The organism is Viridibacillus sp. FSL H8-0110 (genome assembly GCF_038003565.1).
In the GTDB taxonomy this organism is placed as follows: domain Bacteria; phylum Bacillota; class Bacilli; order Bacillales_A; family Planococcaceae; genus Viridibacillus; species Viridibacillus arenosi.
Window position 1 is genome coordinate 1,761,607 of the sequence record NZ_JBBOPJ010000001.1, and the last position, 14,858, is coordinate 1,776,464.

14 protein-coding genes are annotated in these 14,858 nt (G+C 32.3%); 11 read left to right on the top strand and 3 right to left on the bottom strand.

What is annotated here, in order from left to right; all coding sequences use genetic code 11:
* The first annotated feature begins 34 nt into the window (after positions 1-34).
* The 3 genes from MHH98_RS08810 (at position 35) to resA (ending at position 4,380) form a co-directional block, all read left to right on the top strand.
* Positions 35-2,260, top strand: a complete 2,226-nt coding sequence (locus MHH98_RS08810; protein WP_340712589.1) for a M16 family metallopeptidase — start codon at positions 35-37, stop codon at positions 2,258-2,260.
* Positions 2,261-3,559 carry an EF-P 5-aminopentanol modification-associated protein YfmH gene (gene yfmH / locus MHH98_RS08815; RefSeq protein WP_340712591.1) on the top strand — a complete coding sequence of 433 codons (1,299 nt, stop codon included), beginning with the start codon at positions 2,261-2,263 and terminating at the stop codon, positions 3,557-3,559. It begins immediately after the preceding gene.
* A gap of 299 nt (positions 3,560-3,858) precedes the next feature.
* On the top strand, positions 3,859-4,380 hold the full coding sequence (resA, locus tag MHH98_RS08820) for a thiol-disulfide oxidoreductase ResA (RefSeq protein ID WP_340712592.1): 522 nt from the start codon (positions 3,859-3,861) through the stop codon (positions 4,378-4,380).
* A 178-nt stretch (positions 4,381-4,558) separates the two neighbouring features.
* On the opposite strand, the gene MHH98_RS08825 is transcribed toward resA, so the two are convergent.
* Positions 4,559-4,996: a hypothetical protein gene (locus tag MHH98_RS08825; protein WP_038182898.1), complete on the bottom strand. Its 438-nt coding sequence runs from the start codon at positions 4,994-4,996 to the stop codon at positions 4,559-4,561.
* Between the two features lie 389 nt (positions 4,997-5,385).
* Here MHH98_RS08825 and MHH98_RS08830 point away from each other — a divergent pair, with 389 nt between their 5' ends.
* A complete protein-coding gene (locus MHH98_RS08830) occupies positions 5,386-6,069 on the top strand; it encodes a response regulator transcription factor (protein ID WP_340708913.1) in 684 nt (227 codons plus the stop codon).
* Positions 6,070-6,224: 155 nt separating this feature from the next.
* Positions 6,225-7,082 (top strand): sensor histidine kinase, encoded by an 858-nt coding sequence (locus MHH98_RS08835; RefSeq protein ID WP_340712593.1) that lies wholly within the window; start codon positions 6,225-6,227, stop codon positions 7,080-7,082.
* A 452-nt stretch (positions 7,083-7,534) separates the two neighbouring features.
* On the opposite strand, the gene MHH98_RS08840 is transcribed toward MHH98_RS08835, so the two are convergent.
* Together MHH98_RS08840 and MHH98_RS08845 are read right to left on the bottom strand one after the other, a co-directional pair.
* On the bottom strand, positions 7,535-9,466 hold the full coding sequence (locus tag MHH98_RS08840) for an ABC transporter permease (protein WP_340712595.1): 1,932 nt from the start codon (positions 9,464-9,466) through the stop codon (positions 7,535-7,537).
* Positions 9,453-10,220 (bottom strand): ABC transporter ATP-binding protein, encoded by a 768-nt coding sequence (locus MHH98_RS08845; RefSeq protein WP_340708916.1) that lies wholly within the window; start codon positions 10,218-10,220, stop codon positions 9,453-9,455. The genes MHH98_RS08840 and MHH98_RS08845 overlap by 14 nt, the downstream gene beginning before the upstream one ends.
* A 288-nt stretch (positions 10,221-10,508) precedes the next feature.
* Here MHH98_RS08845 and MHH98_RS08850 point away from each other — a divergent pair, with 288 nt between their 5' ends.
* The 6 genes from MHH98_RS08850 (at position 10,509) to MHH98_RS08875 (ending at position 14,725) form a co-directional block, all read left to right on the top strand.
* On the top strand, positions 10,509-10,955 hold the full coding sequence (locus MHH98_RS08850) for a GNAT family N-acetyltransferase (RefSeq protein WP_038182890.1): 447 nt from the start codon (positions 10,509-10,511) through the stop codon (positions 10,953-10,955).
* Positions 10,956-11,017: 62 nt separating this feature from the next.
* Positions 11,018-12,010: a serine hydrolase domain-containing protein gene (locus MHH98_RS08855; RefSeq protein WP_340712597.1), complete on the top strand. Its 993-nt coding sequence runs from the start codon at positions 11,018-11,020 to the stop codon at positions 12,008-12,010.
* Between the two features lie 439 nt (positions 12,011-12,449).
* Positions 12,450-12,887: a HEAT repeat domain-containing protein gene (locus MHH98_RS08860; protein WP_038182887.1), complete on the top strand. Its 438-nt coding sequence runs from the start codon at positions 12,450-12,452 to the stop codon at positions 12,885-12,887.
* A gap of 188 nt (positions 12,888-13,075) precedes the next feature.
* Positions 13,076-13,378: a hypothetical protein gene (locus MHH98_RS08865; RefSeq protein WP_038182886.1), complete on the top strand. Its 303-nt coding sequence runs from the start codon at positions 13,076-13,078 to the stop codon at positions 13,376-13,378.
* A gap of 57 nt (positions 13,379-13,435) precedes the next feature.
* Positions 13,436-13,813 (top strand): hypothetical protein, encoded by a 378-nt coding sequence (locus MHH98_RS08870; protein WP_038182885.1) that lies wholly within the window; start codon positions 13,436-13,438, stop codon positions 13,811-13,813.
* A 291-nt stretch (positions 13,814-14,104) separates the two neighbouring features.
* A complete protein-coding gene (locus tag MHH98_RS08875) occupies positions 14,105-14,725 on the top strand; it encodes a class I SAM-dependent methyltransferase (protein ID WP_076035229.1) in 621 nt (206 codons plus the stop codon).
* Positions 14,726-14,858 lie beyond the last annotated feature (133 nt).

A 14,858-nucleotide genomic window follows, 5' to 3' on the forward strand; every position in this document is an offset into this window, starting at 1 on the left:
TAAGATTTCTATTTATGAAAGCGAGGAAAAATGATTGAATAATTTTTCAAAACAATACGAGGAATTTATATCGGAAGAAGAAATGCTAAGAAGCTACTATAAGGAGCATGGCCTAACAACGGACCAGTTTTTTCCGTTAATGAATATGGTTATGGAACTATCTCCTCTTAAAATAAATGAATCATACGAGAAAATATGGATGAAGTATTTGGCTCATAACAGAATGATTAATCGAGAAAGGGTAAATCCAAATTTTGAAATCGACAACTACGATGAAATCATCGGCGAAGAATACATGATGGAAACACTCAATGAAGGAGGCGCTTTTCTCTCCTGGCATTTTGGTGATTATCGGCATAATGTTGACCAAATCATCAAAGCTTTAAGATTTAAATTTCAAAATAAGAATCGGAAATTTTATGTTGTCGTAGACCAAGAATCCTTTGAATCAGAAGGGAAACTGGATTCTTGGGAAAAAATTAGGGAAGAAGCGGGAGTAAAGCTATTAGTCGCAGAATCAAATCTAATAGCTATCAAATTATTTTATATTTTAAAAGAAAATGACTCCTTCCTATTGTTTCTGGATGGACAAGCAGGATTTAATGAAGATAATACAGATATACGGACGAACTTTTTGTCTTCAGAAATAAAAGTGAGAAGCGGTATCTTTAGGATTCTTGAAAGGGCAAAGAAAAAAATATGTATTCTGCTTACGACTCTGTCCGAAGATGGAAAAAAGCAAATTATCTTTCATAAGCCTTTTGCAGTAGAACCCAACAAGATAGATGAAGCAGTTAACAAAGCTTTCTCCGTTTTCACATCAGAACTGATGAAAAAGCCTGAATTATGGAGATTGTGGTATAGGCACGATGAACAAGTTGTAGAATGGCATCCATCTGTAAATATTCAAGATGGGAAGCCAATTCAAATTGATTGGAAAACAAAAAGTCAAAATAGTAGTCAAATATTAGGTCTGGATACCAATCATGCTCGGTTATATGAGCTTGAAACTGAAGCATTATCATTTGATATTCAGCGAAATTCTGGCATCAATTTTTTTGTTCATACTAATGATAAATACATGAATACAAGTATTAGATTAACCTTTTTATATCCATTAAGAAAAGAAATGGCATGTTCTATTGCTATCTTTTCAGAATTATTAATACCCGTCAATATACAGACGAAGTTAGATCATTTGTATGGGGCAATTTTAAAAAGCAACGTATCGAGAAAAGGGGATTATCATGTCTTAGAATTTGAAATGTCGATTATGCAAAATAATCAACTTGATTCGGATATGATTTCAAAATCTTTAAAACTATTATCAGAAATCATTAATAGTCCACTGGAAAAAGGATTTGAGTATGAGCGGATAGAAAAAGAATTTACCAGTCACTATTATCGCATTAAAGAAATGAATGAAAATGTGGAATATGCCGCCCAAGAAATTTGCTTGGCTACTATGACGGAAGGGGAACCATTCAGTATTCCGATTTATGGTGATTTGGACACTCTGGAGGAATTAAACGAAGAAATATTGTTACAACATTATCAAGAATTCATATCATCCTCTAAAAAATACATTCATGTAATTGGTCCAAACATTGATGAAGATAAGATACAAAATGATGCTTGTAGTTATTTTCAACAGGAAGAAGAAAATAATCTTTGTCCACATGGCGACATGCTTTCTCCAGTTCATCAAGAGATTAAGTATATCGAGCAAGATTTACATGCCAATCAAGGAAGATTGTTGATAGGATTTAAAACAGGTATCAACTTCTCATCATTGGAATATATTCCTTTACTTGTCTTCAATACTATATTCGGAAATTTACCCGAATCAAAATTACAAACTGAAATCAGACATAATAGAGGAATGGCCTATTATCTAAGTTCTGAAATAGATGATTTAAAGGGAATATTATTAGTTCATGTTGCTTTACAAGAAGAAAATTATGAAACAGTGACTGAGATTATCTTAAATGAACTAAACAAAATTCAAGATGGGCAAGTGAGCGAAGAAGAAATTCAAACCGGTATAAATGCAGTGAAACATTATGTGAAAACTGGCTTAGAAACTCCAGCTATCTTAATAGATATTAGCTTAACAGGGGATTTATTGGGTTTTCAAGATGATGAAGAGAAGGTTTTTTCTGTGCTGGAAAATATTTCGAAACGTGATATCGTCGATATTGCAAAAAAGATAACGTTAGATACGGTATTCAAATCGGTTAAAAAGGTGGCGAAAATATAAATGGAATGTCTTCAAAATGAAAAATTAGGCCACTCCGTTTTTTGTGAAACCTTTAGTAATGGGATGGAAGTACATATGATTCCTCTCAAAGGAATGTCGCAAACATTTGCTGTGTTAAATGTGGATTTTGGTGCTAATGATACAGCTTTTATCAGTACTACTACAAAGGAAAAGATGGAATTGCCGTATGGGACAGCTCACTTTATGGAACATTTAATTTTCAATCAGAGAAATATGCATGACATGAAAAAAGTCTTTTCTGAAAACGGGGCATCTATTTCTGCCAAAACTGGCTATAATAATACGGATTTTCTAGTTTCTAGTTCTGGTAATATGGCAGAACTTATTTCCAAATTGCTTGCCTCCATTTTAAGTCAAGAATTTACAACAATTGAAATTGAAAATGAAAAAAAAGTGATTAGAGAAGAAATATTAATGTATCAAGATAAACCAAACTGGGTAGTTTACAGAAACCTATTAAAGCAAATGTATCCTGATCTGCCAATTTGTACAGATGTGGCCGGTACGATAGAAAGTATTAACAGGATAGACAAAGGATTATTGGTGCAGGCTCATGACATTTATTATAGACCTAACAATATGAAATTGGTGGTTGTAGGTGATGTTCATCCAATTGAACTGTGTGAAAGTATCTATCATACAGTAGTCCGTGATGAAAATTATGCTGAAAAGAAAAGACATGAATTTGAACTATTTTATCCCAATGCTAAAAATCAATCCTATAAAAATATATCAATTATGAAAAATTGCTCCCATGATTTATTTTCGATTGGTTTAAGGCATGAAAAACAAGATGGGAATTATTATGAAAATCATTTAGCAAAACTCGCAATTACTGAGGCCCTTTTTGGGTTGGGATCTACATTAACCATGGATTTGTATAGGGAGAACTTAATCAATAATCAATGGGGTTATTCTAATTACAATGGTCCAAATTATGACTTTACTGTTGTCAGTGGTTCAACGGTGAATATACTCCCGGTAAAAGAAAAGCTATATGAAAAACTTCAAGAGGTAAGACGGAGCGGTTTGAACCCATTTGAAATTGAACGTGTAACAAAAAAAATGATTGGTCAGAAAATGATGCAGATGGAAAATATGAAGGAATTCGCTTTAGCTTATTCCGAAGACTTATCCAATGGCTTGAATTACTTTAAAACCTTTGAACATTTATTAAAGATGGACGCCCATTTCGTAAATAGCAGATTAGAATCTATTATTAATTTTGATAACTTCTTAAAAACTGATCTTTCTTCGCTACCAATGATTGTGAAGTGATGAGTTTATCGCAGAATTTAGACAGTGAGTTTATAGGTATAGAAAAAGTTGCAATCATCCCATTAATTTGATTTTTATATAAATATGTATTTATCACTACATATGTATTAATTATGGAATGGTGACTTTTTTGAGTCATAGGCAAAATTTCAATCCATTTTTTCAGACCTATGATTTTGAAATGGGCAGTATTGTTTTGATGATTGTTGGAGTAGTCTTATCTTTTGATTCAATGAACATTTTAAACAGAATTTCAATACCCTTTTGAGGATATCATTGGATTTAAAGGAGGACAATAGATGAAAAAAAGAATGATTGTGCGAACTTTATTTTTAGTAATTATCTTTAGTGCCATTTCTTACACCGTCTATAGTAACTTCATAAAAGAAACATATGAAATGGTGAAAATAGGAGATGTTGCACCTGATTTTATTCTTGAGGATTTAAATGGGGAGAAGCATAAATTATCAGACTATAAAGGTAAAGGAGTTGTACTAAATTTTTGGGCAACTTATTGTGATCCATGTAAAGAAGAAATGCCTGATTTAGAAGAAAACTATATTAAATATAAATCTAAGGGAGTGGAAATCCTTGCAATTAATAATGCACAAACAACTTTTGAAGTTAAAAAATTCACTAAAAACATTAGTTTTCCGATATTGATAGATCACTCAATAGTTGTTTTTAAAAGTTATAATATAGATGCTATACCAACATCGATATTCATTGACTCCGAGGGCACAGTAAAAAAAATATCAGTGGGTGGTTTGACCAATAAAGCAATTCAGGAAGATATAGAATTGATTATACCTAATAGATAATCATAAGGCTGAATTTTATGAATCAAGATTAACCTTGTTAAAATCACATTTTTAAAAAGTAATAGTGCATCTATTATACTGAAGAACAGATAGCCCATTCCCCCAAAAATAGAATGGGCTAATTTATTAATTTTTATGGACTTTCAATGGCCATCTTAAAGAACGGTCTGTTAGGTATCTATGGATCAATGACTATTTCATTTTCACGATCTTTTATTAAACTATCTAATAATACGTAGCCAAAAATAATTCCACCAATTGTTATCAATAAGGTACTTTGTGAAACAATTAATTCATTTGCAAAGTAAAAATACTGGCCTATAAATGTGTAAGTCAAGAATGGGGACACAGCTATAAATAATGCTGGTAAAGCAATTACTACAATCTTAATCCAATCAAAAGTCCATTGTTTCTTTTCTTTAATTTCAATAATTAATTTAGGTAAACGAAGTAATATGCCTATAATAATAGGGAATGCGAAAGAAAACCTTATCAAGGGAAGAATAATATATGTTGTGGAGGCTTCCTTTTCTAAATGTAATTTATAACTAAGTCCAAGGTAAATCATCACACCTATAATTATTAACGAAATGAAATAACGTGAAAAGCGTTTCACCCTCAACTCCTCCTTAGAAATTTTGATATTCTCCAATTGTCTAATTATACACTCTTATAACAATATATCCCTTTTAATTGTAGTGGAAAGAAAATAAATCTTTCATTACATACGGTTAAAGTGGATAACCCATTATGGACAGTATATTAACATATGCTCCGAGTTGTTATTCATGACCAAGAATACACTTGAAACAATTAATTTATTAATTAAATGAAATTCTTGTAGAGAATCGTTTATCTCAGAACAAGAAAAGGATGGTTGTTAGAACAATGAGCTTGGAAGATAATACTTAATCAACTTTAACGTGGTTCAAATCTTCTATAGGAATGGTTATAATAATTGCATAGAGTGGATAAAAATCAATTAATTGGTAGGAGTAATGAAAGATGGATGACAAATTTAACATTATGATTGTCGAAGATGAACAAAAGATTGCTCAAATGATTGAAGAAAACTTAATCAAATGGGGATATGATGTATTTTCGATAAAGGATTTTCAAAAAGTAGAAGAAGAATACTTGTCAGTAAAACCTCATTTAGTGTTGTTAGATATTAATTTACCTTATTATGATGGATTTTATTGGTGCGAGAAAATTAGGAAGTACTCTAATGTGCCCATTGTATTTGTGTCGTCTCGTAATGAGAAGATGGATGTTATGATGGCCATAAATATGGGCGGGGATGATTTTATCCAGAAGCCATTCTCAATGGATATACTCGTGACGAAGATTAATGCGATAGTGCGTAGAACGTATACATATCTTTCACCTAGTTTAGATGTTCTCAAACATAATGATTTGACTTTAAACTTAAAGAATTCAACAGTTAAGTTTGGCGAGCAAGAAAGTGAGCTCACTAAAAATGAATTTAAAATATTGACTGTTCTTTTTGAAAATAAGAATGAAATTATTAGTCGTGATGAGCTAATGCGTGCATTATGGGAAGATGAGAGTTTTATTGATGATAATACATTGACGGTTAATATAAATCGATTACGTCGTAAACTAACAGATATGGGTGTGGAAGATTATATCCAAACGAAGAAAGGGCAAGGGTATATGCTAATATGAGTATTTGGAAGCATTTGTTCTTTCAGAGGCGACTAATCTTAACCTATATTATGATCATGTCGTTTATTACAGTAGTGATCTATATCAACCCAAGACTTTCAATCCCAATAAATAATCTACTCTACCTGTATCTTGTCTCAACTTGTTTGTTTTTCTTGTACATTTTTATAGAATACTATTTTATCAAAAAACACTTTATTGCATTGAAAAGTAGTTGTAGAGATGGTTTTTTAATCCAGGAAGAGTTACTGACGCCTAAAACATTGGAACAGCAGATGTTTCAAGAAGTATTAAAGCAAGTAATTCAACAGCATCAGCAAAAAGTCACGAATATTATAAATGATAAAAAAGAAACAATAGATTATATGACATCATGGTTCCATGAAATTAAAACACCTATATCGGTTAGTCGTTTAATTATTGAGAATGAGAAGGAAAATCCGGTTTTGAATAGTATAGAAGAAGAAGTAGATAAGATTGAGGGATACGTTGAACAGGCACTCTATTTCGTTCGAGCAGATGATTTCAATCAAGATTATTTTATTGTTCCTGTTGATTTAGACGTAGTTATTCGTTCAATTATTAAACAAAATGCCAAGATATTTATTCAAAAAAAGATAAAACTTACATTTGAAGTAGAGTCTAAAGAAATACTAACTGACCAAAAATGGCTAGCTTATATTGTGGCACAAATTCTATCTAATGCTTTGAAGTATACTTCGCCTCAAGGGGAAGTGAACATTTCTTCAGAAGAAGATGAAATAGAAAGAAGATTAATCATAAAAGACAATGGGATAGGGGTAGAACAGGCCGATATCCAGCGAGTATTTGATAAAGGCTTCACGGGGATGAATGGAAGAAGTCACGGTAGCTCAACGGGCATGGGTCTTTATCTAGCTAAGAGATTGGCAAATAAGTTAGGACATTCAATCACTATCACTTCAGAAAAGAACCACTTTACAGTTGTTACTATACATTTTCCAAAACTACATGATTACTATGCAATAACATAATTCAAAATGAGAGGCAGTCACCTATTTATACCTGCCTCTCATTTTGCTTTTTAAGATTTTCTTTAAATAATAACATCTATGCTAATTATCCACTTTGCCGAGTCTAATTGATGAGTTTACAATAATTCATGGAAGCAAAAGTGAGGATCGCATGTATCGGTGCATTTTTAAGAAAGGAAATTTAAGGATATACACCACGATCTTAAACTTTTACTGTATCATTTTCCGAGATCACTAAAGATGCGTTTTTATTACAGGTGTAGTTGATTGGAGCGTAGCGACGAAGCGACTTGACGCTCGCCCGCGGAAAGCGTCCACCGTAGCGGAAATCAACGGTCTTATTATCTATATTAGTATTTAATAAAGCCGATGGAAAAAAGACTGTTGATAAACACGAATTTCTTCGCATTTTGTCTACAGTCTTAGAGATTGAAACTCTATTGGTATCCTTTTTATACATTTACTATTTTATTACAAGAAATTACAGTTAATACATAGTAAGAAATATAAAGAATTGAATAAGATACGATGCAAATGATTACGGGTATGATGAAGTTGATATCCATTAAATTTGAAATAGCAGTTAAAATCATACAACTATGAGTAATACCTACGATTAAAGGTAGGAGAAAGACAACCGAATATTGTTTAGCAATAACGCGCATAATTTCGCTTTTTTGAACGCCTAGTTTCTTTAATGTTGTATATCTTACTTTATCGTCAGTTACATCTGTCAGCATTTTAAAGTAAATCATACTACCCGAAGCTGCAAGGAACACTAATCCCAAAAATCCGCTAATAAAGATCAGTAATCCGTAGACAGATTGGGCTTCTTGATAGCTATCTGAAAAACTATAGAAATGTACTTCACTAGGAAGTTCTTTCATGATTTTCTTTGTCAGTGCGGAAGATTTAGCTTCGTTGGTTACTTTCAAAGCATGCACTGTAGTAGGAGTATTCTCACCTCTAAGTTGATTGTATTTTTCGTCATTTACAACTATTAAGAAAGGTTGAACAGGGTCATTCAATAATGAAAATGATTTATTACCAACAATCTTTATTTTCGAATCCACACTTGCTGAATGCAACGAAACCGATTTGTTTATATTTGATTGCTGGTCTTGTGATCCAATGAAATTGTTGATAATTGTTAGACCTTCTGTTTTCTTTAAAGGTGCAATTGTATCTAAATCTAATTTATCAGCTAGCTGATTGAAAGTTGTATTGGATATAACAGCAAATGATTCGTCAAAGTATAAGTACCCCCCAGGAACTTTCTTAAGCTCTGAAGCATCGCCTTTTACCATTGTGTACTCCCAGTCATGTTCAAAGATAAGGGAATGATCATTGTCCGTGGCAATTAATTCACGAATTTTTGCATCTACTTCAGAAGAAGTACTTTCATATTGATAACTATATGGAACAAAACTTTTCACCTGATCCAGAGTATTGTAATAAATACTATAACCAAATCCAAAAGCGATAAGTGTTACTGCGTTCAGTATAGAAATAATAGTGAACATAAAGGCGTTGCTCTTTAATCGATTTGTTAATTGCGTAAAAGTTAAAAGATTAGACCACTTAAAATAGAATGACTTATTCTTCTGTAATAATACAAAGATAAAGGCACTTAAGGAGTGGAATAACAAAAACGAACCAACAAGCATCGAGATAATTATAATAATGATAGTACGGTTAAAGTTCTGATCCCAATTTCTCGATTCTGGAGACAGTTGTAATAACCAGTAGCTACCTCCAATCATTGCAATGGCAAGAAGTGCTAACAACAAAGAAGGTTTATTTATTTTCTCGCCTTTTTTAGTGGCTTGGAATAGCTCGATTAATTTAAAACGATAAATAATAAAGTAACCTTGTAATGATGTAAGAAAAATTATTACACTGAATACAAGTAAAGTCTGTATGATTGCTCTTGAATTAAAAGTAAATGTAATAGCAATAGAAAAGCCCATTAATTTCACCAAAATCATACTGAAGAAAACAGAGAATAATTCCCCGATTCCAAGCCCTATTAAGAGTGCAAGTATGCCCATAATAAAGTTCTCATAAAATAGCATTCTGCCAATTTGTTTTTTCTCGACGCCTAGTAACGAATATAAACCAATATCTTTTTTACGTCTTTTAACAAAGAAGTTATTCGAATACCAGATGAAGATGGATACAAATAGTAGTAAAAGAATAGAAGAAGCCCCAAAAGCCGATTGTAGTTTATCTGTATCTGTTAGAGCATGGCTAATTTGTTTATTGTATTGTAGTGATAAAAAAGTAAAATAAATCGTAATACTGAGTGTCATAGATGCAAGATAAAGAAAGTATTGATAGAAATTGTGCTTAATATTCTTCTTTACAATATTAAACATGTTCATAGGTTCCACCCCCTAAAGTAGAAAGCGTGTTTAATAATAGGTTAAGGAATTCTTTTCTGTCTTTGTCTCCCCGTACAATTTCTGTGAAAAGGCGTCCATCTTTCATAAATAATACTCGGTTACAATAACTAGCCGCGAAAGCATCATGTGTGACCATTAAGATAGTCGAACCGTAGTCCTTGTTCAATACATTGAATGTATTTAGAAGATCTGTCGATGATTTAGAATCTAATGCCCCAGTTGGCTCGTCTGCTAACACTAAACTTGGATTTGTAATAATTGCTCTTGCAACAGCAGCACGTTGCTTTTGTCCTCCAGAAACTTGGTAAGGGTAAGAGTTTAAGATTGTTTCAATTCCAAGAATGTTAGCAATTTCTAGAACTTTAACTTCCATCTTCTGAGCTGGCCAATTGGCTAGTGAGAGTGGTAGTAGAATATTTTCTTGTATTGTTAAGGAATCAAGCAAATTATAGTCTTGAAAGATAAAGCCCAAATGCTTTCTGCGGAATTTAGCTAAATCCTTCTCCTTCATTGAGTCTACTGATTCACCCCCAATGACAATACTGCCTGACGTTGGTTTATCAATTGTTGAAAGGATATTCAGTAATGTAGTTTTACCAGCTCCAGATGGTCCCATAATGCCAACGAATTCCCCTTTATTAATCGTTACATCTACATGTTGTAGAGCAGTATATATATTATTTTTTGCTCCAAAAACTTTATGTATCGAATTTCCTTTTAAAATTGCTTCCATGTTAAAACTCCTTTCAAGAGTTAGTTTGTACTTTAACAATACGTTGAAATCTAAGGCTACTCCATCGATTTTTCAAACAAATAGTTCCTATAACTTACATTTTTGTCACAATAGCAGCATTTAATATAGATTGACTTTGCGAGACTACATATTTATATAATAATTAGAAAGTGGAGTTAAAAATAGGTGTATGTTGAAATTAATGGTGTTATTTGAAGAATTAATACATCTACAATCCTATAGAATAGATTATAAATAATTCAAATTACAAATAAAGGCGGGGGAAATATGAAACTAATAGAAATAGATAAATCAAATTGGCTGAAAGTTATTTATTTAACAACAAATAAAGAGAGTATGCCAACAATATGCGAAGAATTCGTCGCATCAAATGCATTATCAATTGTGCAAGCGCTATTCGAGAAAACATGGATTACAAAGGCAATTGAAGTGGAAGACCAATTAATTGGTTTTACTATGTATGGTTTCTCTGAAGAGCAGAACTTTTTTGAATTATGCAGAATAATGATTGATCGAAAGTTTCAAGGAAGTGGCTATGGTCCTAAAGCAATTTTACTTGTAATAGAAGAGATGAAGAAACTAGAAGGATGCAACGAAATCTACTTATCAACTGAACCCAACAATAAGCGCGGGAAGAAAATATATGAGAAATTAGGCTTTAAGAATACGGGGCGCATTGTTGATGGTGAGGAATTGTATTGTTTGAAGCTTTGATTAAATAGTTCTAAGTTGTACTTAAAGAGAGTGTGTTACTATCAAAAAGTGAGGGGAATTGAATGAATCAATTTACACCAGTTTGGGAAAACGTTTTGAATACTTTTCAACAAGTAGATGCTTCGGGTGCTGCCTTAATAGTTATGAAAGAAGGCCAAGTTGTTGCAGAATCTTACACTGGTTTTCAAAGTAAAACCTTTGGAGCAAGAACTATGCAAAAGGATACATTCTTTCATCTAGCTTCAGTTCGAAAGACATTTATCGGTTTTTCCGCAGCTTACTTAATCCAGGAGGGGGCAATTAAATCACTTGAGCAACAGATTGCACCGATATTCCCTGAAATAGATAGTGGTATATTAAAGGGTGTAAGCATTCGCCATTTAATCACTCATACGCATGGGTTAAGACTAGTAAATGGAGAACTTGAAAAAGAGTTTCAAGCAGGGACAAGTTGGGCTTATCGAAATATTGGTGTAGAATTATTGTCTGAAATCATTAAGAAGGTTTCAGGTAGAACGATTGCTAATATTGTTGAAACTGAAGTGTTAGTTCCTTGTGGTCTGACAGAGATTGGTTGGTATGGTGAACTGGATTCTAGACATGTTGAAGTGATTCGAAAAGAAAACGATCCACATTGGTATACAAGTAACAATGTAGATGGCAGTCAAATGAATATGTATGCTTCTGTTAGAGATTTAGTTAGATGGGGAGCACTACATTTATCTAAAGGAAAAGTAGACGGTAAACAATTAATACCTCAAAAGATATTTGAGTACTGTACTTCTGTTCAAAGCCCAAATACTCTACCTTTGGACTATCCAAGGAACGGTTTCTTTTGGTTTGTCCAAGGAGCCTCTTGTGGTCGAACAGAAATAGGTGAAGTCGTATCTAATGATGCTTATCAAATTCTCGGCTATACAAATGTTACTTTGTTAGTCATTCCAGAGCATGAGATAGTTGCGGTACGTGCTTTTAATAACTTCGGTTCACCAGTTGGATATGATTACTTAAAAGACGTTCGTGGTTTTGGAAATTGTGTGATGGAATGTTTGTAATAGTGACATGATGACTAAATAGCTACTATCAAGAAAAGCAGTAATTTCTTGATAGTGACTATTTTATTCCAGAAAATCTCGAATCTATAATTAAGATTTTTCTGATTTGATCTATTCAGCTCTTTATTTGACGCACTCAGAGAATGATTTAACCTACTGAGGGGAGCATTTAACTTACTCGAGTAATGATTTAACCGATTCAAATAGTATAGGAATTTAATCTGATCAATTCATAACCGAATTTGACTCACTTAGTACGTGATTGTATTCTTATTTAGTGATAAAATAACTATTTTTAAAATTAAAGTTCTAATAAGTAAGAGCTAGCCGTCGATTTCGTATATAATGGTAAGATAGAGAAGAATTGATATTCCACAGACCAATTGTCGAAGAAAGCTTGAATCATCTCAATTATAATTTTAAAGGAGTTTGACATAACTTGAGTAAAAAGTTTGAAACAGAATTACCAGAAGACTATGCAGAACTAAAAAAAGAAGCGAATTACACGTCTAGCTGGAGAGATCGTCTTTCAGCGGTAAATGAGTTAAGCACTTGTAAACACCCTAAAGTAATCGATCTTCTTAAAAACCGTATGGAAAATGATACAGTATACAAAGTACAAGAGGCTGCTTACAAAGCACTAATTGCATTTGGTGAAAATATAGAGCCACCTAAAGTACAAAAATTTGATATTATCAAAGGTACTGATAAAATCCTAATCCGTGTGAAGAAAAGCTTACCAGCTGATCACACATTTGAAGACTTCGCTGGAAAACTTGAACGTATGCGCTTAGATGTATACGATGCATACGAAGGTCATAAAGGTAAAGAATTCAAAACATGGCTTGAACAAAAATGGACAAGCTTAAATAAATAATTTATTTAAAACCAACTAGTTGCGTAGTACATGGAAAAACTAACGCAACGAAAATTTCATACAAAAAGGCGACATGGCGTTCATTTCTAGCCATGTCGCTTTTATTGTTTTACTGCAAATTCACCATCAGCCTATAGCTCCTTCATCTTTTTGCAAAATCATAATAAAACATAAGGTTTTTCTGTAAAATGATGATTTCCTCCCTACAAAAAACCTATAATACGGTAAATAGTTTGACTGATGCAACAACAATTGCCTCTAACATTTCTGCGGGTATTCAAACATATGTTGATAACGTTTTTCCAAGTAGCGCTATTCTTGTATATTACTACTTTATTGAAGCTACAAACGGTACCCAAATTGTCTCTTCGAATAGTATTGAGGTAAAAACTGTACCTGATATAAAGAATGCTTTTAGTGAGAATTACCGCACAGATAATACAAATAGTTTCTTGTACAATGTTGTCACGGATTCATATGAATTGGTTTGAAATTAATCCGTGAAAAGTCTAATTAATTTTGGGTTTATTAGTTGAAGAGGTGAAGATATGTTTGAAGTTTTGGAAGTAAATCATTTTAATTTTTATAGTTTTAATAAGCTTTTACTACCAGCATATTTTAAACAACTAGAAAAATTCGGAAATGATATTATGGGTGTAGGGGCCATTTCTCATACTGAACCAGTTGGTTTATTATTGGTGAATTTAGATACTAGCTCAAAAATTGCAAGCATCATTCACTTTGTAGTAAATGCGGAAAACAATGAAATAGATATTATAGAATTGTTACTGGACAAAGTAGAAGAGCTTTTAGAAGTAGGGGGTTTTTATACAACTGATTTGACGATATCCATTAATCAATCAGTAGAAGGGGTTCAAAAAATACTTTTACAAAGAGCAGAATACAAGTTCGGCAATTACCCATAAATATGTTGCTAAAACACAACGGGTACAACACAAAGATTGGACAACTCTCTTTAATAGGCAAGATAATCTAAAAGTTGTACATTATAGAAAAGATTAATTATACAATATATTAGAACCTTGTGCTAGCGGGCTGCGTTACTTCAATAATGTATAGAGCATATTTCCGCTCCAAGAAACGTGGCAGAATAGTCAATTGAAAATATTAATATGTCGGAAAATATGAAAGTGATTTAAAAAATTTAAGAATGTTATTGATTGATAGAATTAAAAATGAACTGGGAGTGTAGGGGTTTGAATAATTCTTGGAACAAATTTATTTATAAAATCGGATCGCCAATTTATGATAAGATTTTTAATTCGGGTATATTCTTAAATGCTCGAAAACAAATATTCCAATCGATACCATTCGATAGCAAACACAAAATTTTGTTTGTTGGTGTAGGGACGGGTGCTGATTTAGAGTTAATCAATTGCTCTGACGTAGATATCACTGCAATTGATTATTCACCTGATATGCTTGGAAAGGCAAAAACAAAATTCAAGGATACTAGGATTAGATTTTTAGAAATGGATGCTCAAAATATGGTTTTTGAGGATGAAACTTTCGACTATGTAGTAGCAAGTCTAATACTTTCAGTTGTACCAGATGCCAATAAATGTTTTCAAGAAATATCGAGAGTTTTAAAGCACGAAGGAAAAGTAATTATTTTTGATAAATTTGCTCCTAAAAATAAAAAGCTCTCGTTACCAAAATTACTATTAAGACCAATTATTAGCGCATTAGGAACTGATATTGGCAGAAGTTTTGAAGAATTAATTCCAAAAAATAATAAACATTTAAAAATAGAAGAAGATACACCAATTATGATGAATGGAATGTATAGGAAGATAATAATTGCTAAAATTCATTAATGTTCATCAACTAGGGGGACATTAGTTGATGATAGAATGTAGAGAACTTTATCAAAATAAATTTCTCTCTATTTATTCGCAAAAATCTTTGAGTTAATAGCTTTTAAAACAAAAAACCTTCTTGAGCATCCAT